The organism is Streptomyces durocortorensis (assembly GCF_016901035.1).
GTDB classification, from domain to species: domain Bacteria; phylum Actinomycetota; class Actinomycetes; order Streptomycetales; family Streptomycetaceae; genus Streptomyces; species Streptomyces durocortorensis.
Window position 1 is genome coordinate 1 of record NZ_JAFEUF010000017.1, and the last position, 23,086, is coordinate 23,086.

Annotated in this window: 16 protein-coding genes and 4 pseudogenes; 7 read left to right on the forward strand and 13 right to left on the reverse strand. The window is 71.4% G+C overall.

Going from position 1 to position 23,086, the window contains the following annotated elements; translation table 11 throughout:
• Nucleotides 1-100: 100 nt before the first annotated feature.
• The 8 genes from JS521_RS05920 to JS521_RS05955 all read right to left on the reverse strand — a co-directional run bounded on the left by JS521_RS05920 (nt 101) and on the right by JS521_RS05955 (nt 12,724).
• On the reverse strand, nt 101-3,820 hold the full coding sequence (locus tag JS521_RS05920) for a ThuA domain-containing protein (RefSeq protein WP_205081666.1): 3,720 nt from the start codon (nt 3,818-3,820) through the stop codon (nt 101-103).
• A 288-nt stretch (nt 3,821-4,108) separates the two neighbouring features.
• Nucleotides 4,109-5,113 (reverse strand): sugar phosphate isomerase/epimerase family protein, encoded by a 1,005-nt coding sequence (locus JS521_RS05925; protein ID WP_205081667.1) that lies wholly within the window; start codon nt 5,111-5,113, stop codon nt 4,109-4,111.
• 13 nt (nt 5,114-5,126) lie between these two features.
• On the reverse strand, nt 5,127-6,284 hold the full coding sequence (locus tag JS521_RS05930; protein WP_372448556.1) for a Gfo/Idh/MocA family protein: 1,158 nt from the start codon (nt 6,282-6,284) through the stop codon (nt 5,127-5,129).
• Between the two features lie 149 nt (nt 6,285-6,433).
• Nucleotides 6,434-7,468, reverse strand: coding sequence for a substrate-binding domain-containing protein (locus JS521_RS05935; RefSeq protein WP_205081669.1), 1,035 nt, complete (start codon nt 7,466-7,468; stop codon nt 6,434-6,436).
• Between the two features lie 80 nt (nt 7,469-7,548).
• Nucleotides 7,549-8,601, reverse strand: coding sequence for an ABC transporter permease (locus JS521_RS05940; protein WP_205081670.1), 1,053 nt, complete (start codon nt 8,599-8,601; stop codon nt 7,549-7,551).
• A complete protein-coding gene (locus tag JS521_RS05945; protein WP_205081671.1) occupies nt 8,598-10,121 on the reverse strand; it encodes a sugar ABC transporter ATP-binding protein in 1,524 nt (507 codons plus the stop codon). Before JS521_RS05945 ends, JS521_RS05940 begins: the two co-directional genes overlap by 4 nt.
• 245 nt (nt 10,122-10,366) lie before the next feature.
• Nucleotides 10,367-11,548: an ROK family transcriptional regulator gene (locus JS521_RS05950; protein ID WP_205081672.1), complete on the reverse strand. Its 1,182-nt coding sequence runs from the start codon at nt 11,546-11,548 to the stop codon at nt 10,367-10,369.
• Between the two features lie 216 nt (nt 11,549-11,764).
• Nucleotides 11,765-12,724, reverse strand: a complete 960-nt coding sequence (locus JS521_RS05955; RefSeq protein ID WP_205081673.1) for a beta-ketoacyl-ACP synthase III — start codon at nt 12,722-12,724, stop codon at nt 11,765-11,767.
• 222 nt (nt 12,725-12,946) lie between these two features.
• Here JS521_RS05955 and fdhD point away from each other — a divergent pair, with 222 nt between their 5' ends.
• A complete protein-coding gene (gene fdhD / locus JS521_RS05960) occupies nt 12,947-13,795 on the forward strand; it encodes a formate dehydrogenase accessory sulfurtransferase FdhD (protein ID WP_205081674.1) in 849 nt (282 codons plus the stop codon).
• A gap of 41 nt (nt 13,796-13,836) precedes the next feature.
• On the opposite strand, the gene JS521_RS05965 is transcribed toward fdhD, so the two are convergent.
• From JS521_RS05965 to JS521_RS05975, 3 genes and pseudogenes are all read right to left on the reverse strand, one after another.
• Nucleotides 13,837-14,052 (reverse strand): helix-hairpin-helix domain-containing protein, encoded by a 216-nt coding sequence (locus JS521_RS05965; protein ID WP_205081675.1) that lies wholly within the window; start codon nt 14,050-14,052, stop codon nt 13,837-13,839.
• Between the two features lie 33 nt (nt 14,053-14,085).
• A pseudogene (locus JS521_RS05970) lies at nt 14,086-14,509 on the reverse strand (bile acid:sodium symporter); the annotation flags it as partial.
• 105 nt (nt 14,510-14,614) lie between these two features.
• Nucleotides 14,615-15,316: pseudogene (locus tag JS521_RS05975) on the reverse strand (bile acid:sodium symporter); the annotation flags it as partial.
• A gap of 120 nt (nt 15,317-15,436) precedes the next feature.
• Between JS521_RS05975 and JS521_RS05980 the strand changes: the two are divergent.
• The 4 genes from JS521_RS05980 to JS521_RS05995 all read left to right on the forward strand — a co-directional run bounded on the left by JS521_RS05980 (nt 15,437) and on the right by JS521_RS05995 (nt 20,001).
• The gene (locus JS521_RS05980; RefSeq protein ID WP_205081676.1) at nt 15,437-16,375 is read left to right on the forward strand and encodes a LysR family transcriptional regulator; all 939 of its coding nucleotides are present in this window, start codon (nt 15,437-15,439) and stop codon (nt 16,373-16,375) included.
• A gap of 332 nt (nt 16,376-16,707) precedes the next feature.
• Nucleotides 16,708-18,507 (forward strand): AMP-dependent synthetase/ligase, encoded by a 1,800-nt coding sequence (locus JS521_RS05985; protein ID WP_205081677.1) that lies wholly within the window; start codon nt 16,708-16,710, stop codon nt 18,505-18,507.
• Nucleotides 18,508-18,588: 81 nt separating this feature from the next.
• Complete coding sequence (locus tag JS521_RS05990; RefSeq protein WP_205081678.1) at nt 18,589-19,425, forward strand: aldo/keto reductase; 837 nt, start codon at nt 18,589-18,591, stop codon at nt 19,423-19,425.
• Between the two features lie 108 nt (nt 19,426-19,533).
• On the forward strand, nt 19,534-20,001 hold the full coding sequence (locus JS521_RS05995) for an RICIN domain-containing protein (protein ID WP_205081679.1): 468 nt from the start codon (nt 19,534-19,536) through the stop codon (nt 19,999-20,001).
• Between the two features lie 33 nt (nt 20,002-20,034).
• Here the strand turns inward: JS521_RS05995 and JS521_RS06000 are convergent, their stop codons facing one another.
• Together JS521_RS06000 and JS521_RS06005 are read right to left on the reverse strand one after the other, a co-directional pair.
• A complete protein-coding gene (locus JS521_RS06000) occupies nt 20,035-20,919 on the reverse strand; it encodes a class I SAM-dependent methyltransferase (RefSeq protein WP_205081704.1) in 885 nt (294 codons plus the stop codon).
• Between the two features lie 54 nt (nt 20,920-20,973).
• Nucleotides 20,974-21,137, reverse strand: a pseudogene (locus JS521_RS06005) (cupin domain-containing protein); the annotation flags it as partial.
• A gap of 183 nt (nt 21,138-21,320) precedes the next feature.
• On the opposite strand from JS521_RS06005, the pseudogene JS521_RS06010 reads away from it, so the two are divergent.
• Both JS521_RS06010 and JS521_RS06015 read left to right on the forward strand, forming a co-directional pair.
• Nucleotides 21,321-22,008, forward strand: a pseudogene (locus tag JS521_RS06010) (Rossmann-fold NAD(P)-binding domain-containing protein).
• 117 nt (nt 22,009-22,125) lie between these two features.
• Nucleotides 22,126-23,086, forward strand: a 961-nt coding sequence (locus tag JS521_RS06015) for a LysR family transcriptional regulator (RefSeq protein ID WP_239486852.1), incomplete at its 3' end; no start/stop codon positions are given.

The following is a 23,086-nucleotide window of genomic DNA, read 5'->3' on the forward strand; positions in this document are numbered from 1 at the left end:
GCGGGATCTGGAGCTGCTGCGGCAGGCCGCCGAGGTCACCGAGGTCGGCGTCTCGGTCTCCGTGGGCTTCACCGACCCGTCGTCGGCAGAGGCCGCCGCCCTACTTCGAGGGCAGCTCCTTCAGTTGGATGTTGCGGAAGGACACCTGGTCGTCGGCTCCGTGGTTCTGGAGGCCGATGTAGCCGTCCTTCAGACTGCGGGCGGGGTCGGTGTTGGTGAAGTCGTTGATCTTCGCTCCGTTGAGGAAGATCTGCAGACGTTCGCCCTGGACCTTGATCTCGTAGCTGTTCCACTGTCCCGGCGGCCGCAGGACGCGGTCACGGGCCTTGATGTTGGCGGACTTGAAGGTGTAGACGGCGCCGGTGGTGCGGTCGGCGGCGTCGGTGGCGTCGATCTGGATCTCGTACCCGTTGTTGACCGCCGACCAGGGGTCGTCGGACTCCGGGAAGCCCACGAAGACACCGGAGTTGTCGTCACCGGCCATCTTCCAGTCGAGCTTCAGCGAGTACGACTTCAGCTCCTTGGCCTGGTAGGTGAGGAGACCCATGCCGCCCTCGGAGTGCAGGGCGCCGTCCTTGACGGAGAACTTCCCCGGGCCCGCCTGCTTCCACCCCTCCAGCGTCTTGCCGTTGAAGATCGGCCGGTAGTCGGTGTCCGGCTTGCAGTCGGCCTTGACCTGGCCGGTGGCGTACCGCAGGCCGCCCAGCACGTGGCTGCGGAAGGCCGGTTCGGCGTAGGACTCCTTGGTGTGGCCGAGCCCGGTGTAGAAGGAGCGGCCGCCCTCGTAGGTCTGGCACCAGGAGATCGGGTGATCGCCCTTCATGTTCCCGCCGGTGTAGGTGGTCTCGTCGAGCGTGGCGAGGACCTTGGCCTTGTCCCGGGGGTTGGTGCCGTAGTTGTACCACTCGTCGGTGCGCTCCCACTCCTCGTCCAGGTGCGCGGTGGCGGGGTGGTCGTGGTCCTCGACGCGGACGGTGGCGGGCTGGATCTGCGGGTGCGAGTCGAAGTAGGCACCGACGAGGCCGCCGTAGAACTCCCAGTCGTACTCGGTGTCGGCGGCCGCGTGGATGCCGACGTAACCGCCGCCGGTGGCAACGTAGTTCTCGAACGCCTTCTGCTGCTCGGCGTTGAGCACGTCACCGGTGGTGGAGAGGAACGCGACGGCGTCGTAGCGGGCCAGGTTGCTGGTGGTGAACTGGGCGGCGGACTCGGTGGAGTCGACCGTGATGTTGGTGTCCTTGCCGATCTCCTTCAGGGCCTCGATGCCCGCGGGGATCGAGTCGTGGCGGAAGCCGGCGGTCTTGGAGAAGACCAGGACGCGCTTGGCGGTCTTGTCGACCGGGGTGTTGGACAGTTCGAAGTCGTCGACGTCGTAGAGCGCTCCGTCGCCGCCCTTGAAGACGAGGAAGAGTTCCGTCTGCTTCTTGGGAGCGCCGCGCAGCGGGATGTCGACGTCCTGGAAGGTGTCCCAGCTGCCGGCCACCGGGACGGGTCCGGAGCCGAGGATCTTGCCGGTGGGCGAGCCCGCGCGGACTTCGAGGAAGCCGCCGGAGCCGGCCGAGGAGACCCGGGCGGTCAGCTTGGTGGTGTTGCCGAGGACGTAGGTGTCGAAGGAGATCCAGTCGTCGTTGTGGATGTCGCCGACGGTCTTTCCGCCGTGCGCGCTGGACTTGCTCGGCGTGGTGACGCCGGAGGAGTCGTCGAAGTGCTCGGCCTGGCGGTGCTTGGGCTGGAGCCGGGCGGCGTCCTTGCCGGTCAGTTTGGCCTGGCCGCCACCGCCGTTGTCGGTGTACGAGGCCGAAATGCCGCCGTAGATGTTGGCGTTGGGGTCGTGGCCGCCTTCCATGGCGGTCTTGATGGTGCCTTCACAGCCGTGCTCGGTGGTGATGTCGTGGCCGTGGCTGTCGTGGCCCAGGGTGAACTTGACCTCGACCTTGGTGCAGTCGATGGTCCCGTCCTCCGGGTCGCTGACGTTCACCTTGAACGGCACGGAGTCGCCGAACTCGAAGAGCTGCCCGTCCTCGGGGAGCACCAGCTCCACGGTCGGGGCGGTGTTGCCGACGGTGATGTGGACGCTGGCGGAGCCGGTGCGGCCGGTCGGGTCCTCGGCGGTGAGGGTGGCGGTGTAGGTGCCGTTCTTCTTGTACGTGTACGTGGGGTTGGCGGCGGTGGAGGTCCCGCCGTCACCGAAGTCCCAGGAGTACGTCAGCGGGTCGCCGTCGCCGTCCGCCGTGCCTGCCGAGGAGAACTTCACCTTCAGCGGCGCGGTGCCCGACGTCTTGTTGGCCGAGGCCTCGGCGATGGGCGAGCGGCCTCCGGTGGCGTTCTCTATGCGGTAGAGCGCGGAGTTCTCGTCGCCGCCGAACCAGGCGAGGCCGTAGTCGAGGACGTACAGCGCCCCGTCCGGGCCGAAGGCCATGTCCATGATCTGGGTGCCGGACCACGGCACGTCGTTGATGGACTGGACGGCGCCGTCGGCGTCCTGCTCGATGCGCTTGATCCACTGGCGGCCGAACTCACCGGCGAAGAAGTCGCCGTCGTAGGCCTCGGGGAACTTGACCGGGGAGTCGAGGTCCGCGTCGTAGCGGTAGACCGGGCCGCCCATCGGGGACTCGGAGCCGGTGCCGAACTCGGGCACCGAGCCGCCGTCGTACGGGATCCACGCGGCCTCGGCCGGCGGCAGGTCGACGAGGCCGGTGTTGTGCGGCGACTCGTTCTTCGGGGCGGCGCAGTCGAAGGCGGCGCCCGACGTCTTGGTGGCGAAGTCGTAGTCGATGTACGGCTCGTTGTCGCCGACGCAGAAGGGCCAGCCGAAGTTGGCGGCCTTCGTCACCCGGGCGAACTCGACCTTGCCGGCCGGTCCGCGCTTGGGGTCGGCCGCGCCCGCGTCGGGGCCGTAGTCACCGACGTACACGGTGCCGGTGGCCTGGTCGACGGAGAAGCGGAAGGGGTTGCGGAAGCCCATCGCGTAGATCTCGGGGCGGGTCTTGTCCGTGCCCGGCTCGAAGAGGTTGCCCTCGGGGACGGTGTACGAGCCGTCCTCGGCGACCTTGATGCGCAGGATCTTGCCGCGGAGGTCGTTGGTGTTGCCCGAGGTGCGGCGGGCGTCGAACGCCGGGTTGCGGTCGGGGCGTTCGTCGATCGGGGTGAAGCCGTCGGAGGCGAAGGGGTTGGTGTCGTCGCCGGTGGAGAGGTAGAGGTTGCCCTCGGCGTCGAAGTCGATGTCACCGCCGACGTGGCAGCACGTGCCGCGCGAGGTGGCGACGTCCAGGACCTTCTTCTCGCTGGCGGTGTCGAGGGTGCCGTCCTCGTTGAGGACGAAGCGGGAGAGCCGGTTGACGCCCTCGAACTTCGCGAAGTCCTCGGCGGTGCCGGTCTCGGGGGCGTCGCCCGCCGGGGTGTCCATCGGGGGCGCGTAGAAGAGGTAGATCGCCCGGTTCTCGGCGAAGTCCGGGTCGACGCCGACGCCTTGGAGGCCTTCCTCGTCGTGCGTGTACACGGGGAGGGTGCCGGAGACCTTGGTGTTGCCGGCGCTGTCGGTGATCCGCAGCTCGCCGCTGCGCGAGGTGTGCAGCACGCTGCGGTCGGGGAGGACGGCCAGCGACATGGGCTCGCCGGTCTCCTCGGCGCCCTTGGCGAGGGTGACTTGCTGGAAGTCCTCCGCCACGGGCTCGTCGTGCCCGGGGTGGCCCGGGTGGGCGGTGGCGCCGGGCGCGGAGCCGAGGGTCAGGGTCGCGGCGGCGAGCAGGCCGCCGGTGAACAGCGCGAGGGTCTTTCGGACGCGGGGCCGGGCCAGGAGCCGCTTTCTGGTTCTGTGCACGTTGGTCCTCCGGAGAGTGCCGGTTGTACGGGCGGGTGTAGCCGTGCCGTGCCGCGCGGGGACTGCCGCGCGTGCGTCACCGGAGACGGGAGCGACCCCGGTGACGCGAGTCATGTCGTGTACACGTGGTGGACGGTAGACCTGTTCGTCCTCGACGGAAAGCCCTTGTGCAACAGGTAAGTCGAACTTCTGCTTCCGGCAGGACAAAGGAATTTCCGGGCAGCGCGAGGCAGCCCCGGGGGCGGGGCCCGTGAACCGGTTCACACCCCCGGGGCTTGATCGCCCGTGCTACTCGCCGCCGCCGAAGGCCGCGTCGAAGGAGGCCGACGGCGGGTCGAAGTCGAACCGCTTGAGGCTGGCAAGCGCTTCCGGCGCACCGTGCAGCCGGTCCATGCCGGCGTCCTCCCACTCGACGGAGACCGGTCCCTCGTAGCCGATGGACCGGAGCATCCGGAAGACGTCCTCCCAGGGCACGTCACCGTGGCCGGCGGAGACGAAGTCCCAGCCGCGCCGGGGGTCACCCCACGGCAGATGGGAGCCGAGGCGGCCGTTGCGGCCGTCGAGGCGCTTGCGGGCCTCCTTGCAGTCGACGTGGTAGATCCGGTCCCGGAAGTCGTAGAGGAAGCCGACCGGGTCCAGGTCCTGCCAGACGAAGTGGCTCGGGTCGAAGTTCAGCCCGAACGCGGGCCGGTGGTCCACCGCTTCGAGCGCGCGCTTGGTGGTCCAGTAGTCGTACGCGATCTCGCTCGGGTGCACCTCGTGGGCGAAGCGCACCCCCTCGGCGTCGAAGACGTCCAGGATCGGGTTCCACCGCTCGGCGAAGTCCTCGTAGCCGCGTTCGATCATGTGCGGCGGGACGGGCGGGAACATCGCGACGAGGTGCCAGATCGAGGAGCCGGTGAACCCGATGACCGTGTCCACCCCGAAGGCGGCGGCCGCCCGCGCGGTGTCGGCGATCTCGGCGGCGGCCCGCTGCCGTACGCCCTCGGGCTCGCCGTCGCCCCAGATGCGGGCGGGGACGATGCCCTGGTGGCGTTCGTCGATCGGGTTGTCGCAGACGGCCTGTCCGACCAGGTGGTTGGAGATCGCGAAGCACTTCAGCCCGTACTTGTCGAGCAGTTGGTGCCGGGTGTCCAGGTACCCCGGGTCGGTCAGCGCCTTGTCGACCTCGAAGTGGTCTCCCCAGCAGGCGAGTTCGAGCCCGTCGTAGCCGAAGTCCCGGGCGTTCTTGCAGACCTCCTCCAGCGGGAGGTCGGCCCACTGGCCGGTGAAGAGGGTGAAGGGGCGGGGCATGGGCGGCAGCCTCCTAGGACGAGGACGGGACCGGGGTGTGGACGGAGTTCTTTGCGGCGCTCTCCTCGACGGCGGCGAGCACCCGCTGCACCTGGAGGCCGTCCGCGAACGACGGTACGGGCGTGGCCCCTTCGGCGATCGTGCGGACCACGTCGCGGGCCTGGTGGACGAAGGTGTGCTCGTAGCCGAGGCCGTGGCCCGGCGGCCACCAGGCCTCCAGGTAGGGATGCTCGGGCTCGGTGACGAGGATCCGGCGGAAGCCCGCGGTGGCGGCGGGCTCGGTGTGGTCGTGGAAGGACAGCTCGTTGAGCCGCTCCAGGTCGAAGGCGAGCGAGCCCAACTCCCCGTTGATCTCCAGCCGCAGGGCGTTCTTGCGCCCCGCCGCCATCCGGGTCGCCTCGAAGGAGGCCAGCGCGCCGGAGGCGAGGCGGCCGGTGAAGATCGCCGCGTCGTCGACGGTGACCTCGCCCCGCTCCACCGTGTCGGCGCTGCCGGAGAGCCCGGCCGACACCCCGGCGAGCAGGGGCCGCTCGCGTACGAAGGTCTCGGCCACGGCGGAGACGCCGGTGAGCAGCTCGCCCGACAGGTACTGGGCGAGGTCGACGATGTGCGCCCCGAGGTCGCCGAGCGCGCCGGAGCCGGCGTGCTCGCGCTTGAGCCGCCAGGTGAGCGGGGAGGCCGGGTCGACCAGCCAGTCCTGGAGGTAGGTGGCCCGCACATGGCGCAGGGGGCCCAGCCGGCCCTCCGCGATGAGCTGCCGGGCGTAGGAGATCGCGGGCACCTTGCGGTAGTTGAAGCCCACCATCGCCACCTGGCCCCGGGCGGCCGCCGCCTCGGCGGCACGGACCATGGCCTCGGCCTCGGCGACGGTGTTGGCGAGCGGCTTCTCGCACAGGACGTGCTTGCCCGCCTCCAGCGCGGCGATGGCGATCTCCGCGTGGCTGTCGCCGGGGGTGCAGATATCGATCAGCTGGACGTCGTCCCGGGCGATCAGGGCCCGCCAGTCGGTCTCCGCCGCCGCCCCGCCGTGCCGGGCGGCGGCGGCGTCGACCGCCGCACGGTCGCGTCCGCAGATCGCGGCGAGAGCGGGTCGCAGGGGCAGGTCGAAGACGTGTCCTGCGGTGCGCCACCCCTGGGAGTGGGCGGCGCCCATGAACGCGTATCCGACCATGCCGACCCCGAGCGTTCCCGGCGCCTGCCGCGGCGGCGGTGCTGAGGCTTGCGTTTCCGACTCTTGACTACGGGCCATGCGGACTTCCTCCTCATCGATGTGCGGTAACGGGCCGGGGGACGCGCTCTCCGCGCCCCCCGGAGTCCCGGTCAGTTGAAGCCCGTCGGCAGGTACTGGTCGATGTTGTCCTTCGTCACGACCGCGGAGTACAGGGTGAGGGAGGTCGGGATCTCCATCTCGGAGAGGCCGCTGACCCCCTTGGACTGGCCGAGCGCCCGGGCCAGGTCGATGGCGGACGCGGCCATCGTCGGCGGGTAGAGGACGGTCGCCTTGATGACCGAGTCGTCGGCCTTGATGGCGTCCATCGCGGACTTGGCGCCGGCGCCGCCGACCATGATGAACTCGTCGCGGCCCGCCTGCTTGATGGCGCGCAGCGCACCGACGCCCTGGTCGTCGTCGTGGTTCCACAGGGCGTCGAACTGCTTCTGGGCCTGCAGGAGTTGAGCCATCTTGGCCTGGCCGGACTCGACGGTGAAGTCGGCTGCCTGACGGGCCACCAGCTTGATGTTGGAGTAGTTCTTGAGGGCGTCGGCGAAGCCCTCGCTGCGCTGCTTGGTCAGCTCCAGGTTGTCGATCCCGGCGAGCTCGACGACCTTGGCGTCCGGCTTGTCCTTGAGCTGCTCGCCGATGTAGTGCCCGGCGTTGAGGCCCATGCCGTAGTTGTCGCCGCCGACCCAGCAGCGGTACGCCTGCGGGGAGGCGAAGATGCGGTCCAGGTTGACGACGGGGATGCCCGCCTTCATCGCTTCCAGGCCGACCTGGGTGAGCGCCTTGCCGTCGGCGGGCAGGATGACGAGGACGTCGACCTTCTTGTTGATGAGGGTCTTGACCTGGCCGATCTGGGCGGCGGTGTCGTTGGAGCCCTCGGTGATCTCCAGGGTGACGTCGGAGTACGTCTCCGCCCGGGACTTGGCGTTCACGTTGATCGCGTTGAGCCAGCCATGGTCGGCCTGCGGTCCGGCGAAGCCGATGGTGACGGCCTTGCCGGGCTTGTCGTCGGCGGGGGCGCTGTTGCCGGCGGGCTCGGTCTTCTTCGGCTCGTTGCTGGTGCAGGCGGTGAGGAGCGCGCCCGCGGAGACTGCGGCGGTTCCGAACAGCAGCCCTCTGCGGCTGGTTTCTGGCATGACGGTCTGACCCTTCATCCGGTGGGTGCTACGAGGTGCGGGTGCGGGGGGTTCGTATCGGTGCCGCGGGTTCGCGGGTTTCAGGTCTCCCGGCCGCGCATGGTGCGGCGCTGGACGAGGACGGCGGCGACGATGATGGCGCCCTTGGCGATCTGCTGGACGTCGCTCTGGAGGTTGTTGAGCGCGAAGATGTTGGTGATTGTGGTGAAGATCAGGACGCCGAGGACCGAGCCGACGATCGTGCCCCGGCCGCCGCTGAGCAGGGTTCCGCCGATGATCGCGGCGGCGATGGCGTCGAGTTCGTACAGGTTGCCGTTGGTGTTCTGGCCGGAGCCGGCCAGCACGATCAGCATGAAGGCGGCGATGCCGCAGCACAGCCCGGACAGCAGGTAGAGGTACAGGCGCTGGCGGCGGACGTCGATCCCGGCGAGCCGGGCGGCCTCCGCGTTGCCGCCGACGGCGACCGTGCGGCGGCCGAAGGTGGTCCGGTTGAGGATCAGCCAGCCGGCGATGACGACCACCGCGAACATGATGACCAGCGGCGGGATCCCGAGGATGTAGGAGTCGGGCAGGCCGAGGTCCAGGACCGAGTCGACGGTGACGATCTGCGTCTTGCCGTCGGTGATCTGGAGGGCGAGTCCGCGGGCCGAGGCGAGCATGGCCAGCGTCGCGATGAACGGGACCATTCCCCCGTACGCGATGAGGACGCCGTTCACGAGTCCCGCGGCGAGGCCGACGATCACCGCGGTGAACGCGATGCCCGCGAAGCCGTACTCCTGGGTGGCCAGGGTCGTCGCCCACACCGAGGCGAGGGCGACCATCGCCCCGACGGAGAGGTCGATGCCGCCGCTGATGATGACGAAGGTCATGCCGACCGTGACGACGCCGATGACGGACGCCTGGGTCAGGATCAGCTGGAGGTTCCCGGTGTCCAGGAAGGTGTCCGGTTCGGTGATGCCGCCGACCAGGACCAGCGCGGCGAGCACGCCGAGCAGGGACAGGATCCGGACGTCGAGCCGCAGACCGAGGGCCGGCATGCCCCCGCCCGACTTCGAGGGCGGCGTGTCGGAGGGGGCGGCGAGCGTCCCCTTGTCCGGCCCGTTGTGCTGCGCCGACGGGGCGGGCTGTGTCATGGCGTCGGGCTCCCTTCCATCACGAGGTCGAGTACGCGGTGCTCGTCGAGCTCCTGGGCAGGGGCCGTGTGGACCACTTCGCCCTCCCGGAGGACCAGCACCCGGTCGGCGAGGCCCAGGACTTCGGGCACTTCGCTGGAGACGAGCAGAACGGCGAGGCCTTCGTCGGCCAGCCGGCGGATCACGGCGTAGAGCTCGGCGCGGGCGCCGACGTCGACGCCACGGGTGGGTTCGTCCAGCAGCAGGACCCGGCAGCCGCGCAGCAGCCAGCGGGCGAGGACGGCTTTCTGCTGGTTGCCGCCGGAGAGGGTGCGGACTGCGGCGTCCGGGTTGTCGGGCCGCATCTGCAGTTCGCGGGTGGCGCTCTGCGCGGCCTTCCGCTCCCCGCCCCGGTCGATCCAGCCGATCCGGGCGAAGCGGGAGAGGGAGGAGACGGAGACGTTACGGGTGACCGATTCGGTCATCAGCAGGGCCTGCGCCTTGCGTTCCTCGGGGGCGAGACCGATGCCCGCGGCGACGGCGGCGCGGACGCTGCCGGGGCGGAGCTGCTTGCCCGCGACGGTGACGGTTCCGGTGGTCGCCTTGCGGGCCCCGTAGATCGTCTCCAGGATCTCCGAGCGCCCCGAGCCGACGAGTCCGGCGAGACCGACGATCTCGCCGGGCCGCAGTTCGAGGTCGACGGGGGCGAACTCGCCCTTGCGGGAGAGGCCTTGGACCCGGAGCACGGGTTCCGCGGTGGCGGGGGCCGGCTCCTCGGGGCGGGGCGGGAAGACATAGGCGACGTCGCGGCCGGTCATCATGGCAACGATGTCGCGCGTCGGGGTGTCGGCGGCGGGCAGTCCGACCGCCACGGTCCGGCCGTCCTTGATGACGGTGACCCGGTCGCCGATGCGGCGGATCTCCTCCAGGCGGTGCGAGATGTAGACGACGGCCACCCCGTCGGCGGTGAGCCCCTCGACGATGCGGAAGAGGTTGTCGACCTCGTCGGGGTCGAGGGCGGCGGAGGGCTCGTCCATCACGATGAGCCGGACCTCGTGGGAGAGCGCCCGCGCCATGGAGACGATCTGCTGCTGGGCGGCGGAGAGGTCGCCGACGTGCCGGGCGGGGTCGATCTCCGGGTGTCCGAGGCGGGCCAGCAGCGCTTTCGCGGCCGCGCGCCCCTCTCCCGTACGGACGATGAAGCCGGCGCTGGTCGGCTCGTGCCCGAGGAAGACGTTCTCGGCGACCGACAGGCCTTCGACCAGGTCGAGTTCCTGGTAGATGGTGGCGATCCCCAGGCGCATGGCGGCGATCGGCGACTTGAGCTGGACCTTCTCGCCGCGCCAGGTGATCTCGCCGTCGTTGGGCTGGTGGGCTCCGGCGAGCACCTTGATGAGGGTGGACTTGCCCGCACCGTTCTGGCCGAGGAGGCAGTGGACCTCGCCGGCCTGGACTTCCAGGTCGACGCCGTCCAGGGCGCGGACGCCCGGGAAGAGCTTGGTGATGCCGGACATGGTGAGCAGGGGTGGTTCTGGTGCCATGACGAGATCCCCTCGGCGAATGGGGTCTCCCCTGCTCGGGCGGGTGCCGAGGGCCGGGGAGGGCCGGTGAGCGGACAGGGCGCAGGGCTGGAGGTGCCGTGGAGCCGGCGGCACCGCGAACGGCTGCTGACAAGGAGGTGGTGCGTGGTGTGTGCTGCGTACGGCTGCTGACGGGGTGGTTCCGTGGTGCGTGGTGCGTACGGCTGCTGACGGGGTGGTTCCGTGGTGCGTCGTACGGCCTGGGGTCAGGCCGGGGAGAAGAGGTGGTCGCTGATGAGCCGGGCCGCGCCGATCACTCCGGCGGTGGGCCCCAACTCGCCCAGGACGATGGGGAGGTTGCCGGTGGCCAGGGGCAGGGACTGCTTGTAGACCTGGGTGCGGACACTGGCGAGGAGGTTGTGACCGAGGCCGGTGACCCCGCCGCCGATCACCACCAGACCGGGATTGAAGAAGCTGACCAGGCTCGCGATCACCTGGCCGAGCCGGTTGCCGCCTTCGCGGATGAGGTCGAGCGCCGCGGCGTCCCCCGCAGCGGCGGCGGCCGCCACGTCGGCGGCGGTGAGGCGGCCCGCCGCGTCCAGCCGGGCGGCGAGTTCGGGTGAGCGGCCTTCCCGGGCGGCGTCCTCGGCGTCACGGGCGAGCGCCGCGCCGCTGAAGTGGGCTTCCAGGCAGCCCTTGTTGCCGCAGGCGCAGGGCCGGCCGTCCGGGTCGACCTGGATGTGTCCGATGTCGCCGGCGCTGCCGGTCGTACCGCGGTAGACCTCGCCGCCGACGACGATGCCGCAGCCGATACCCGTACCGATCTTGACGCAGAGGAAGTCGCCCACGGAACGGGCGACGCCCGCGTGCTGCTCCCCCATCGCCATGAGGTTCACGTCGTTGTCGACCATGACGGGGCAGCCCAGCTCCTGGCTGAGCGCCTCGCGGACCGGGAACCCGTCCCAGCCGGGCATGATCGGCGGCGCGACCGGCACGCCCTCGGGGAAGCGGACGGGGCCGGGAACCCCGATGCCCGCGCCGTCGAAGCCCTCGGCGAGCCCGGAGGCCCGCAGTTTGGCGGCCAGCGACAGGACCTGCTCGAAGACGGCGACAGGACCTTCGCGCACGTCCATCGGGTGGTTGAGGTGTCCCAGTACCTCCAACTCCGCGTTGGTGACGGCCACATCTATCGAGGTGGCGCCGATGTCGACGCCGAGGAAGCGCAGTTCGGGGGCGAGCCGGATGTTGTGCGAGCGGCGCCCGCCGCGCGATGCGGCGAGTCCGTCGGCCACCACCAGGCCGGTCTCCAGGAGCCGGTCCACCTCGACGGCGAGCTTCGAGCGCGACAGCTCGACCTGATCACCCAGTTGCGCACGGGAGTTGGGGCCCCCGTCGCGCAGCAGCCGGAGCAGCCGCGCCTGATGCGCGTTCGCGGGTCGTGCCGTCATACGTCTCACGCGTCCCTCCCCGCCACATCGGCCAGTCCGTCGGGCTTTCGAGGGGAACGTAGCAGCGCTTTCCCGGAGTGGGAAGAAGTTGCGCAGGAATCCGCGCCAACTTTTTCCACACTCAGGACAAAGATGCTCGAGGAGAGGTCACGAAGGTCCGCGGGGAGAAGTCACGACCGTCCTCGGGATGCGGTCGCGGCGGCTCTCGGGATGCGGTCAGGGGCAGCGGATGACCTGGCCCGCGTAGGAGAGGTTTCCGCCGAAGCCGAAGAGGAGGACGGGTGCGCCGGAGGCGATCTCGCCTCGCTCGACCAGCTTGGACAGCGCCATCGGGATGGAGGCGGCGGAGGTGTTGCCGGAGTCCACCACGTCCCGGGCGATGACGGCGTTGACCGCGCCGATCTTGCGGGCGACCGGCTCGATGATCCGCAGGTTGGCCTGGTGCAGGACGACCGCGCCCAGGTCCTCGGGGGCGATGCCCGCCTTCTCGCAGACCCGGCGGGCGATCGGGGGGAGCTGGGTGGTGGCCCAGCGGTAGACGGACTGCCCCTCCTGCGCGAAGCGCGGCGGCGTCCCCTCGATCCGGACCGCGTTGCCCATCTCCGGCACGGAACCCCACAGCACCGGCCCGATGCCGGGCCCGTCCGGGGTGTCGGGGGCGGCCGGGTCGGCGGTGACGACCGCGGCGCCCGCTCCGTCGCCGAGGAGGACACAGGTGGAGCGGTCGGTCCAGTCCGCGATGTCGGCCATCTTGTCGGCGCCGATGACCAGGGCCCTGGTCGCCGCACCGGCCCGGATCGCGTGGTCGGCGGTGGCCAGCGCGTGCGTGAAGCCGGAGCAGACCACGTTGATGTCCATCACGGCGGGCGAGCCCATGCCGAGCCGGGCCGCGACCCGGGCCGCCATGCTCGGGGACCGGTCGATCGCGGTGGAGGTGGCGACGAGGACCAGATCGATGTCCGAGGGCGCCAGACCGGCCGTGGCCAGCGCCTTGGCCCCCGCATGCGCGGCCATCTCGTCCACCGGCTCCTCGGGTCCTCCGACGTGGCGGGTCTTGATGCCGACCCGGCTGGTGATCCACTCGTCGCTGGTGTCGACCATGGCCGCCAGATCGTCGTTGGTGAGCACCTTGGCGGGCTGGTAGTGGCCGAGCGCCACGACACGTGAGCCGGTCATACGGGTTCCCATCGTCGGGTAGGGCAGGAAACATCCAGTCTTGGTCGCTACCGCCGGGTACGGGGGCACGTGATCCCACAGGAATCGGGCCCACACGTTGGAGCATTGACAACAGCCTGGTCAGCGTGCTGTACAGGTGGCTGCGACACGCCGGTGCGCGTGCCGGACAATGAACCGGAGAAACGAAACAGCCGCCACACGGACAGAATCGGGTTCAGCTCTATGGGACGGGTCACCGAACGCCGCCGCACCCTCCGTATCCGGGACGGTGCCGTCTCCTCCCGCCCGGACACCCTGGTAGCGGAAGAGCCTCTGGAGATCCGGCTGAACGGCAGGCCACTGGCCATCACCATGCGGACGCCGGGCGACGACTTCGCGCTGGCCGCCGGCTTCCTGGTCAGTGAGGGGGTGATCGCCGAGGGCGACGAGGTCCAGTCGATCGTCTACTGCGCCGGGGCGACGGCGGACGGCGTGAACACCTACAACGTGGTGGACGTGAAGCTCGCCCCCGGGGTCGAGGTCCCCGACATCACGCTGGAGCGGAACGTCTACACGACCTCCTCGTGCGGCCTGTGCGGCAAGGCCAGCCTGGACGCGGTGCGCACCACGACCCGGCACCCGGTGGCCGACGCTCCCCCGGTGCGGATCACGCCCGAGCTGCTGTCCGTCCTCCCGGACCGGTTGCGGGCCGCGCAGCGGGTCTTCGACCGCACGGGCGGCCTGCACGCCGCAGCGCTGTTCTCCGAGGAGGGCGAGCTGCTGGACGTACGGGAGGACGTCGGTCGGCACAACGCGGTCGACAAGCTGGTGGGGCGGGCGCTGACGGACGGGCGGCTGCCCCTGTCGCGGGCGGTGCTGCTGGTGTCGGGGCGGGCCTCGTTCGAGCTGGCGCAGAAGGCCGTGATGGCGGGGATCCCGGTGCTCGCGGCGGTCTCCGCGCCGTCGTCGCTGGCCGTGGACCTGGCGGCGGAGAGCGGACTGACGCTGGTCGGCTTCCTGCGCGGACCTTCGATGAACGTGTACGCCGGTGAGCACCGGATAGCGCTGGAGGCGGCGGCCCCGCAGGTCTGAGCCCCGGGGCGCGGACGCGGGCCGTTGTTCGGGGCCCTCGCTCACTCCCCCGCGAAGGCCAGGCCCTCGGCGGCCAGCGCTTCGCGGAGCACCCGGATCGCCTTCGGGCCGACCCCGTGGAGCGCCAGCATCTCGGCCGCGGTCACGGTGGGGAGCTGGGCGAGCCGGGTGTAGCCCGCAGCGCGCAGGGCGCTGCGAGCCGGGTTGCCCGCTCCGTGCGGAAAGTCGTCGGCGGGCGTACCGCTCTCGTCACTCATGGCGCTTCCTCGCTGTGGGCTACCGGCTACCGGCTACCGGCCAACCGTAACGGCTGGGTCCGACAGTGGGCCGGAGGCGGTGGCCCCTGCCGGGTCGTCCCGGGACGGCGGCTCCTCGGGGTCGTGCGAGCGGCGCTTGGCGATGACCGCGCAGACCATCAGCTGCATCTGGTGGAAGAGCATCAGCGGCAGCACGGCGAGGCTCGCGTGCGCCCCGAAGATCACGCTCGCCATCGGCAGCCCGGCCGCCAGGCTCTTCTTCGACCCGGCGAACTGGATGGAGATCCGGTCCGCCCGGCCGAACCCGAGCCGCCGTGCCCCGTACCAGGTCAGGGTGAGCATCAGCGCCAGCAGGACCGGCGCGGGGGGGGGCCCCCCCCCCGGGCGGGGGGGGGGGGGCGGGGGGCCGCCGCCCGCGGCCCAGCCCGCGCGGGACGCGGGGTTTGCGGCCCGCCCGGTAGCCCCCCGCCCCCCCCCCGCCCCCCCGCCCCCGGCCGGGCCGCGCCCCCCCCCCCCCCGCCCCCCCCCCGCCGGGCGGCCCCCCCCCCCCCCGCCCCCCCCCCGCGGGGGTGACCTGGTGCCAGACGCCGGCGACCATGCCCTCGCTGAACGCGGTGTAGACGACGAGCAGGATCGACCCGCGGTCGACCAGGCCGAGCACCTTCTTGTGCCGGGTGAGGAAGCCGCCCACCCAGCGGCGCAGCAGCTGTCCGGCGAGGAACGGGACGAGCAGCTGGAGCACGATCTTCAGCAGGGAGTCCGCCGAGAACCCGCCCCCGGCCGAGCCGAGGAGCAGGGCAGCGAGCAGCGGGGTCACGAAGATCCCGGCGAGGCTGGAGAAGGACCCGGCGCAGATCGCGGCGGGCACGTTGCCCCGGGCGATCGAGGTGAAGGCGATGGAGGACTGGATCGTGGACGGGACCAGGCACAGGAAGAGGAAGCCCGCCTGGAGCTCGGGCGTCAGCACGTACGGCACCAGCCCGCCGCTCGCCAGCCCCAGCAGCGGGAAGACGACGAAGGTGCAGGCCAGGACGGTGAGGTGGAGACGCCAGTGCTTGACCCCGTCGAGCGCCTCGGCCGTGGAGAGCCGCGCCCCGTAGAGGAAGAACAGCAGGGCGACCGCGCCGGTGGAGGCACCGCCCGCCACGTCGGCGGCGATACCGCGGGCGGGCAGCAGTGCCGCGAGGGCCACGGTGGCGGCCAGCGCCAGAAGATAGGCGTCGAACGGCAGCCAGGACGGCAGTCGCGGGATGCGGCGGGACATGGGCGGGGCTGCTCCGGAGGTCGGGGATCCGTTTCGGCGTCCATCCTGCCCCCGTACGACGCCATCGGGAATCCCGCACACCGCTCTGACTGTCATCACGGATCCCGATAACGTGCAGCTATGAATGCGGACAGGGCGAGCACGGACCGGACGAACGTGCAACGGACGGACACCACGTACGACCCCGCCCAGCTGCGTACCTTCCTCGCGGTGGCCCAGACGCTGAGCTTCACGCAGGCCGCGCGCAGGCTCGGGATCCGCCAGTCCACCGTCAGCCAGCACGTGCGGAGGCTGGAGGAGGCGGCCGGGCGGCAGTTGTTCGCCCGGGACACCCATCGCGTCGACCTCACCGAGGACGGCGAGGCGATGCTCGGCTTCGCGGGCACGATCCTGTCGGCGCACGAGCGGGCCGCGGCGTTCTTCGCGGGCACCCGGCTGCGCGGGCGGCTGCGGTTCGGGGCCTCCGAGGACTTCGTGCTGACCCGGCTCCCCGAGATCCTGGAGTCCTTCCGCCGCGACCATCCGGAGGTGGAGCTCCAGCTCACGGTGGAGCTGTCCGGGACACTGCACCGGCAGCTCGCGGCGGGCCGGCTGGATCTCGTGCTGGCCAAGCGGCGGACCGGGGACACCCACGGTGAGCTGATGTGGCAGGACGCGCTCGACTGGATCGGCGCGCCGCAGCTGCGCCTCGATCCGGAGCGTCCCGTTCCGCTGGTCGTCTTTCCGCCACCCGCCATCACCCGGGCCCGCGCCCTGGAGGTGCTGGAGGAGCACGGGCGGGCCTGGCGGATCGCCTGCACGAGTACGAGCCTGAGCGGTCTGGTCGCGGCGGCGCGGGCGGGCCTGGGGGTGATGGCGCACTCCCGGGGCATGGTCCCGCCGGGACTCGTACCGGTTCCGGCCAGGGCGGGGCTGCCGGAGCTCGGCGGCGTGGACTTCGTCCTGCTGTACGGGAACCGGCGGGGCGCGGCCCAGGAGGCGGCCGACGCGCTGGCCTCGGCGATCCTGGCGGGCGGTGACCGGCTGCACCGCGGGACGGGCGGCGGGGCGGGCGCCTGACGCCGCGAGCGTGCGTGCCAGGCGTCGCCCGGCAGACGGCAGTTCGACGACCGGCCCTGGGGCCGGAGCCGACCGCGGTGGCCGCGGCGGGCGGATTCGGTGGAGATTCCGGCGCGAGCCGCTTACCCCTCGGTCAGAACTGGACCGGCCGGACGCCCGAGCCTTGCCCATCTGGCCGGATTTCGACGGTTGACCTGTGCGGACGACACGCGGACGACTCGATGCGCGGAGGCTCCGGGCCCCTCCCGCCGGACCCCCGCTTGGGGTAGCGTCGCGGCGCTGTGCGGAGCGCCACGAGGAGCATGTCATTGCGCGATTTCACTGTCCCACCCATGGCGGCGGCGCCTCAGGTCGGCGGTCTGGCCGATGTGGTCTTCGACTACGCGGAGGACGATCCGCACCGCGTCGCGCTCGGCCGTAAGGACGCCGGGGGCCAGTGGCGCGATGTGACCTCGGGAGAATTCCGCGATGCCGTGCTGGCCCTGGCCAAGGGGCTGATCGCGCACGGAGTGCGGTTCGGCGACCGGGTCGCGCTGATGTCCCGTACGCGGTACGAGTGGACGCTCTTCGACTTCGCGCTCTGGACCGTCGGGGCCCAGTCGGTGCCGGTCTACCCGACCTCCTCCGCCGAGCAGGTCCTGTGGATGCTGCACGACGCCGAGGTGGTGGCGGTGATGGTCGAGCACGAGGACCACGCGATGACCGTCGGTTCGGTGATCGACCGGCTGCCGCATCTGAAGCGGCTGTGGCAGCTGGACGCCGGAGCGGTGGACGAGCTGGTCGCAGCGGGCGCGGGCATCGACGACGCGGTGGTGCAGCGGCACCGGCGCGCGGTGACGCCCGACTCCGTGGCGACCGTCATCTACACCTCGGGAACGACGGGCCGGCCCAAGGGGTGTGTGATCACCCACGCGAGCTTCATGTTCGAGAGCGACACGATGGTCGCGCGCTGGGAGCCGGTGTTCCACTCCAAGCCGGGCGACGAGGCGGCCACCCTCCTCTTCCTGCCGCTGGCCCATGTCTTCGGGCGGATGGTCGAGATCGCCGCGATCCGTGGCCGGGTCAAGCTCGGCCATCAGCCGGAGCTGTCCGCGAACGCGCTGATGCCGGACCTGGTGACGTTCCGGCCGACGTTCATCCTGGCGGTGCCGTACATCTTCGAGAAGGTGTTCAACGGGGCCCGGCGCAGGGCGGAGGCGGAGGGCCGGTCCGGGCCGTTCGACAAGGCCGTCGACATCGCGGTGAAGTACGCCGAGGCCCTGGAGCTGAAGGCGTTCGGGGACGGTCCGGGCCCTTCGGCCGCGCTGCGGATGCAGCACCAGTTCTTCGACAAGGTCGTCTACAAGAAGGTCCGCGACGCGATGGGCGGCCGGGTGCGGCACGCGATGTCGGGCGGCTCCGGCATGGACCGCCGGCTCGGGCTGTTCTTCGCGGGCGCCGGGGTGAGCGTCTTCGAGGGGTACGGGCTGACCGAGTCGACCGCCGCGGCGACGGCGAATCCGCCCGAGCGCACCCGGTACGGGACGGTCGGGCAGCCGATTCCCGGGGCGTCGGTGCACATCGCGGACGACGGCGAGGTGTGGGTGCACGGGCCGAACGTGTTCTCCGGCTATCTGGGGAATCCCGAGGCCACCCGGGCGGTGCTGCAGGACGGCTGGCTGGCGACCGGGGACCTCGGCGCGCTGGACGAGGACGGCTATCTGACGATCACCGGGCGGAAGAAGGAGATCCTGGTGACGTCCGGCGGCAAGAGCGTCTCCCCGGCCGGCCTGGAGGAACGCGTACGGGCGCATCCGCTGGTGGCGCAGTGCATCGTCGTCGGCAACGACCGCCCGTACATCGCGGCGCTCGTCACCGTCGACCAGGAGTCCGTGGACCACTGGCTGTCGATGCAGGGCCGCACTCCGCTCGGCCCGGCCGACCTGGTGCGCGATCCGGACCTGGAGATGGAGGTCCGCCGGGCGGTGGTGGCCGCCAACACGGCGGTGTCCCAGGCCGAGTCCATCCGTACGTTCCGGATCCTGGCCCATCCGTTCACCGAGGAGCTGGGGCTGCTGACCCCGTCGTTGAAGCTGAAGCGGAAGGCGATCGAGACGGCGTACGCGGTCGAGGTCGACGCCCTGTACCACTGACCCCCGCCTGCGGGAATGCCTCGGCCCGCCCGGTCGTTGTCGTGGGGAGTCACCAACCGACGACGTTAGGATCGACCGCTCGTGAGCCAGGTCCCCTCCATCACCCTCAACAACGGCCTCGACATGCCGCAGCTCGGTTTCGGTGTCTGGCAGGTGCCGGACGACGAGGCGGAGAAGGCGGTCGCCACGGCCATCGAGACCGGGTACCGGAGCATCGACACCGCCGCGGTCTACGAGAACGAGACGGGCACCGGCAAGGCCATCGCCGCCTCCGGCGTCGCCCGCGACGAGCTCTTCGTGACCACGAAGCTGTGGAACAGCGAGCAGGGCCACGACAGCACGCTGCGCGCCTTCGACGCCTCGCTGGACAGGCTCGGCCTGGACTACGTCGACCTCTACCTGATCCACTGGCCGGTCCCGGCGAAGGACGCGTACACCGACACGTACAAGGCGTTCGAGAAGATCCTCGCCGACGGCCGCGCGAAGGCCATCGGCGTGTCGAACTTCCACCCCGAGCACCTGAAGCGGCTGCTCGCCGAGACCTCCGTGGTCCCCGCCGTCAACCAGATCGAGCTGCACCCGCAGCTCCAGCAGGCCGAGTCCCGTGCCTTCCACGCCGATCACGGCATCGCCACCGAGGCGTGGTCGCCGCTGGGTCAGGGCAAGGGCCTGCTGGAGGTGCCGACGGTCGTCGCCATCGCCCGGAAGCACGGCCGCACCCCGGCCCAGGCGGTGCTGCGCTGGCACCTGCAGACCGGCAACATCGTGATCCCGAAGTCCGTGACCCCGTCGCGGATCAAGGAGAACCTCGACGTGTTCGGCTTCGAGCTGGACGCCGACGACCTCGCCGCCTTCACGGCCCTGGACGAGGGCAAGCGGCTCGGCCCCGACCCGGCGGAGTTCAACGCCGGCGCCTGAGCGCGTCCGGCAGCTTGGCGGCCCCACCGTGATCACGGTGGGGGCGCCGTCGTCGGCCACGTGGGCGGTCCGGCGGCAGCAGACACGTCAACCGGGGAGACTGGGAACATGAGCGGCGAACTCGCGCCCGTCGTCGAGGCGGGCCCGTACCGTCTGCGCAACGTCGGCAGCAAGCTGGTGCTGGAGGTGTACGGCGCGGCCAAGGGCAGCGGGGCCCGGGTCCAGCAGGGCGCGGACGACGGGACGGCCGCGCAGGTGTGGCGGCTGGCCCCGGTGCACGAGGGCGCGGCCCTCTTCCACCTGGTCAACGAGCACAGTGGGAAGCGGCTGGACGTGGCGAACGCCGACACGTCGAACGGCACCCGGATCCAGCAGTGGAAGGCCAACAACTTCGGCGCCCAGGAGTGGCTGATCGAGCAGCACGCAGAGGCTCCCGGGACGGTGACGCTGGTGAGTTTCATCAGCGGTCTGGTGATGGAGGTCGCGGACCGTTCCACCGAGGCCGGGGGCACGGTCCAGCAGTGGGAGGACACCGACTCCCCCTTCCAGTGGTGGGAGTTGGAGCCGGTGACGTAGGTCCGGCAGAGGCGTTCGGGCGAGGTTTCCCGCTCAGCGGCGTCGGCCCAAGTGCACCGTGCGGGCGGCCAGCAGGTGGACGTCCGCGCGGTGGTGGAGGCCTTCGGGATCCTCGGGGTCCAGCAGCCGTTCCAGTACGGCGCTGTCCTCGGCCGTCAGCAGCTCGCCGAGCACCTCGCGCTCGCGGGTGACGCTCGCGATGACGTGGTCGCGGACCGGGCGGGAGAGCGGGGCCGGCAGGTCGAGCAGGAAGCTGCGGGTGCCCTGCGGGGCGAGGCCGACCGCGCTGAAGAGCGCGCTCCAGTCCTCGATCTCCCGCTTTGCGCCCGGGAGTTCGGACCGCATGTGCTCGAAGCGGGTGGCGGCGGCCGCGCCCATGCGGGCCTCCAGACCGGGCTGTCCGATGCCGATGTCGCGGGGCAGCCGCCGGGTGGGCAGGCCGCCCTCGACGAGCGCGACCGTCCCGCCGGCCCGCAGGAGCCCGGCGAAGCGCGCCAGCGCGGCGCGCTGATCACCCAGGTGGTGCAGGGAGTTGCCCGCCCAGATCAGATCGGCTTCGCCCAACCGGTCGAAGTCGGCGGGAAGTTCGGCCTCCAGGGTCTGGAAGCGGTCGATGACGCCGAGGCGCCGCGCCCGGTTCTTCGCACGTTCCAGGAGAGCGGGCGTGGCGTCCACGGCCACTACTTCGGCCTCCGGGAAGACCTGGGCCAGCAGGCACGAGACGACGCCGGGGCCGCTGCCGATGTCCAGGATCCGGCGCACCTTCGGCGCGGTGGGCAGTGCGGCGATCCAGCGGGCCGCCTCCTCGTACTGTGTGCCGTTGAGTTCGGCCTCCTGCTCCAGCAGGGGTCCGAGAACGTCCCAGTCGATGTCCGCGGGGTGCGTGTCGTGGTGGCCGTGACCGGCGTGGTTGCTCATGGGGCCAGCCTCCCCGGAAGGGATTCGGGTGGCAAGGTTCGTTGCCGATCCGGCAAATCGAGACGGCCCCCGGCGTACCACCGCGATGCCCCCGGGGCCGAGCCGTACCGGTTCACCTCGCCGGACGGAACGACGCAGACCGTGCCGCGCCGGACCGACATGAGGCAGATCGGCGCCCGGTCCTCGATCGGTACCGCCCAGGGCGGCTCCATCACCATCCGGAGCAGGAACGCGCCCCGGGCCCGTGGTCCGTCCAGGAGTCCGGCGAGAGCGTCCGTGACCGCCAGCCTAACGACGCCTGGGCGTCTGGACGTCTGGATGCCCAGGCGCGTGGACGCAGGAGTAGGTGCCTGATCCATTGGAGCACGTCCGGGCGGGCGCGGGCCCGGGAGTCTGGAGCCATGACGGAGAACACGTACACACGACAGAGCGACGGCGACGACGGCAAGGCCGGCAACGGCAGTAACGGCGGCAACGGCGAGACCGCATACGACGGGCGGGGCGTGGGGCGGATGACGGAAACGGTTCTGGTGACGAGCGGCACGGGGAAGACCGGCCGTCGGGTGGCCGAGCGGCTGGCGGACCTCGGGGTACCGATCCGCTCGGGTTCGCGCACGGGTGAGGTGCCGTTCGACTGGCAGGACGACACGGGCTGGGCGGCGGCCCTGGACGGGGTGCTCGGCGGCGAGGTGGTGTTCGCGGCGGGCACGACGGCGGAACCGTTCCTGGACCTCGACGACCTGGCCGACGTGGTGGTGGCCGCGCTGACCGGGAAGGACACGCGGGGGCGGTGTACGAGCTGACGGCCCCCGGAGCCTGACCTTCGCCGAGGCGGCCGACGCACTGGGCCGGGCGGCGGGCCGGCCGGTGCGGTACGTGCCGGTGACCGGGCCCCAATACGCTTCGCTGCTCGAGGAGTTCGGGGTGGCCTAGGCGGAGGCCGGATTCCTGGCCGAGCTGTTCGCCACCCTGCTGGACAGCCACAACGCGGCGACGACGGACGAGGTGAAGCGGGTGCTGGGGCGGGAGCCGAAGGACTTCTCCGACTTCGCCCGCGAGGCCGCAGGGGACGGTGCCTGGCACCGCTGAACCGGAACGTCGCGCCGGGCCGGTCAGGCCCGGCGGCGTACAGGCCGTGTACACCGACCGAACGGTAGGCGGAGCACGCGTATTGCCGGGGTGCTCCGGGGGCCATAACTTGCCCTTATGGAGCTGGAGTTGCGCCATCTGCGAACGGTCCGTGCCATAGCCGACACGGGTAGCCTCACCAAGGCCGCCGCCACGTTGGGCCTTGCCCAGCCCGCTCTCAGCGCTCAGTTGCGGCGGATCGAGAAGGCCCTGGGCGGCGCGCTCTTCGACCGCGACCACACCGGGGCCCGTGCCACCCCGCTCGGCGAACTGGTGCTGGAGCGGGCCCGGGTGGTGCTGCCCGCGGTCAGTGAACTCCAGGCGGAGGCGGTGCGGTTCGCCAACGCCACGGGGGCGCTGGACCGGTTCCGGCTGGGCGGCACCCACGGTCCGCTGCTGGGCGGTCTGGTGGACCGGATGGCCGCCGGGCACCCGGAGGCGGCGGTGTCGACGTACACCTCGTGGTCGGTGGACGAGATCGCCTCGCTGGTGATCGACGGGCGGCTGGACTTCGCGCTGATAGGGACGTGCGGCGAGAGTGCACCGCCGCTGGCCGACCGGCTGGTCTGGGAGGTCGTCGGGGTGGATCCGGTCTTCGTGATGCTGCCGGAGGACCATGCCCTGGCCGGCGAAGCGGAACTGGATCTGGCCGCGCTCGCGGACGAGTGCTGGGCGGACGTGCCGGGCGACGGCTGCTTCGCCGACTGCTTCACGGCGGCCTGCGCGCGGTCGGGCTTCACCCCGGTGTCGGTGTTCGAGACGGATACCTCGTCCGTCGTCCACCTGGTGCAGGTGGGGCGGGCGATAGGGCTGTGCCGGGCGACCTTCCCGCCGACGCCCGGCCTGGTGACCAGACCCCTGGCCGGTGCGCCGCTCAGCTGGCGTCACCTGGTGGGCTGGCATCCGCACTCCCCCCCCCCCCCCGCGGGGGCGGGGGGGGGGGGCGGCGCCGCCCCCCCCCCCGCCGCGGGGGCGGGGTGGCGCCGCCCCCCCAAACCCCCCTGGCTCCGCGCGCCCCCCCGGGTGGGCCCGGGGGGGT

Excerpts from the sequence above, each read along its gene's own strand:
- JS521_RS05925 (WP_205081667.1), bottom strand. The coding sequence starts at position 5,113 with ATGCCCCGCCCCTTCACCCTCTTCACCGGCCAGTGGGCCGACCTCCCG.
- JS521_RS05930 (WP_372448556.1), bottom strand. The coding sequence starts at position 6,284 with ATGGTCGGATACGCGTTCATGGGCGCCGCCCACTCCCAGGGGTGGCGC.
- JS521_RS05935 (WP_205081669.1), bottom strand. The coding sequence starts at position 7,468 with ATGCCAGAAACCAGCCGCAGAGGGCTGCTGTTCGGAACCGCCGCAGTC.
- JS521_RS05940 (WP_205081670.1), bottom strand. The coding sequence starts at position 8,601 with ATGACACAGCCCGCCCCGTCGGCGCAGCACAACGGGCCGGACAAGGGG.
- JS521_RS05945 (WP_205081671.1), bottom strand. The coding sequence starts at position 10,121 with ATGGCACCAGAACCACCCCTGCTCACCATGTCCGGCATCACCAAGCTC.
- JS521_RS05950 (WP_205081672.1), bottom strand. The coding sequence starts at position 11,548 with ATGACGGCACGACCCGCGAACGCGCATCAGGCGCGGCTGCTCCGGCTG.
- JS521_RS05955 (WP_205081673.1), bottom strand. The coding sequence starts at position 12,724 with ATGACCGGCTCACGTGTCGTGGCGCTCGGCCACTACCAGCCCGCCAAG.
- fdhD (WP_205081674.1), top strand. The coding sequence starts at position 12,947 with ATGGGACGGGTCACCGAACGCCGCCGCACCCTCCGTATCCGGGACGGT.
- JS521_RS05965 (WP_205081675.1), bottom strand. The coding sequence starts at position 14,052 with ATGAGTGACGAGAGCGGTACGCCCGCCGACGACTTTCCGCACGGAGCG.
- JS521_RS05980 (WP_205081676.1), top strand. The coding sequence starts at position 15,437 with ATGAATGCGGACAGGGCGAGCACGGACCGGACGAACGTGCAACGGACG.
- JS521_RS05985 (WP_205081677.1), top strand. The coding sequence starts at position 16,708 with ATGGCGGCGGCGCCTCAGGTCGGCGGTCTGGCCGATGTGGTCTTCGAC.
- JS521_RS05995 (WP_205081679.1), top strand. The coding sequence starts at position 19,534 with ATGAGCGGCGAACTCGCGCCCGTCGTCGAGGCGGGCCCGTACCGTCTG.
- JS521_RS06000 (WP_205081704.1), bottom strand. The coding sequence starts at position 20,919 with ATGAGCAACCACGCCGGTCACGGCCACCACGACACGCACCCCGCGGAC.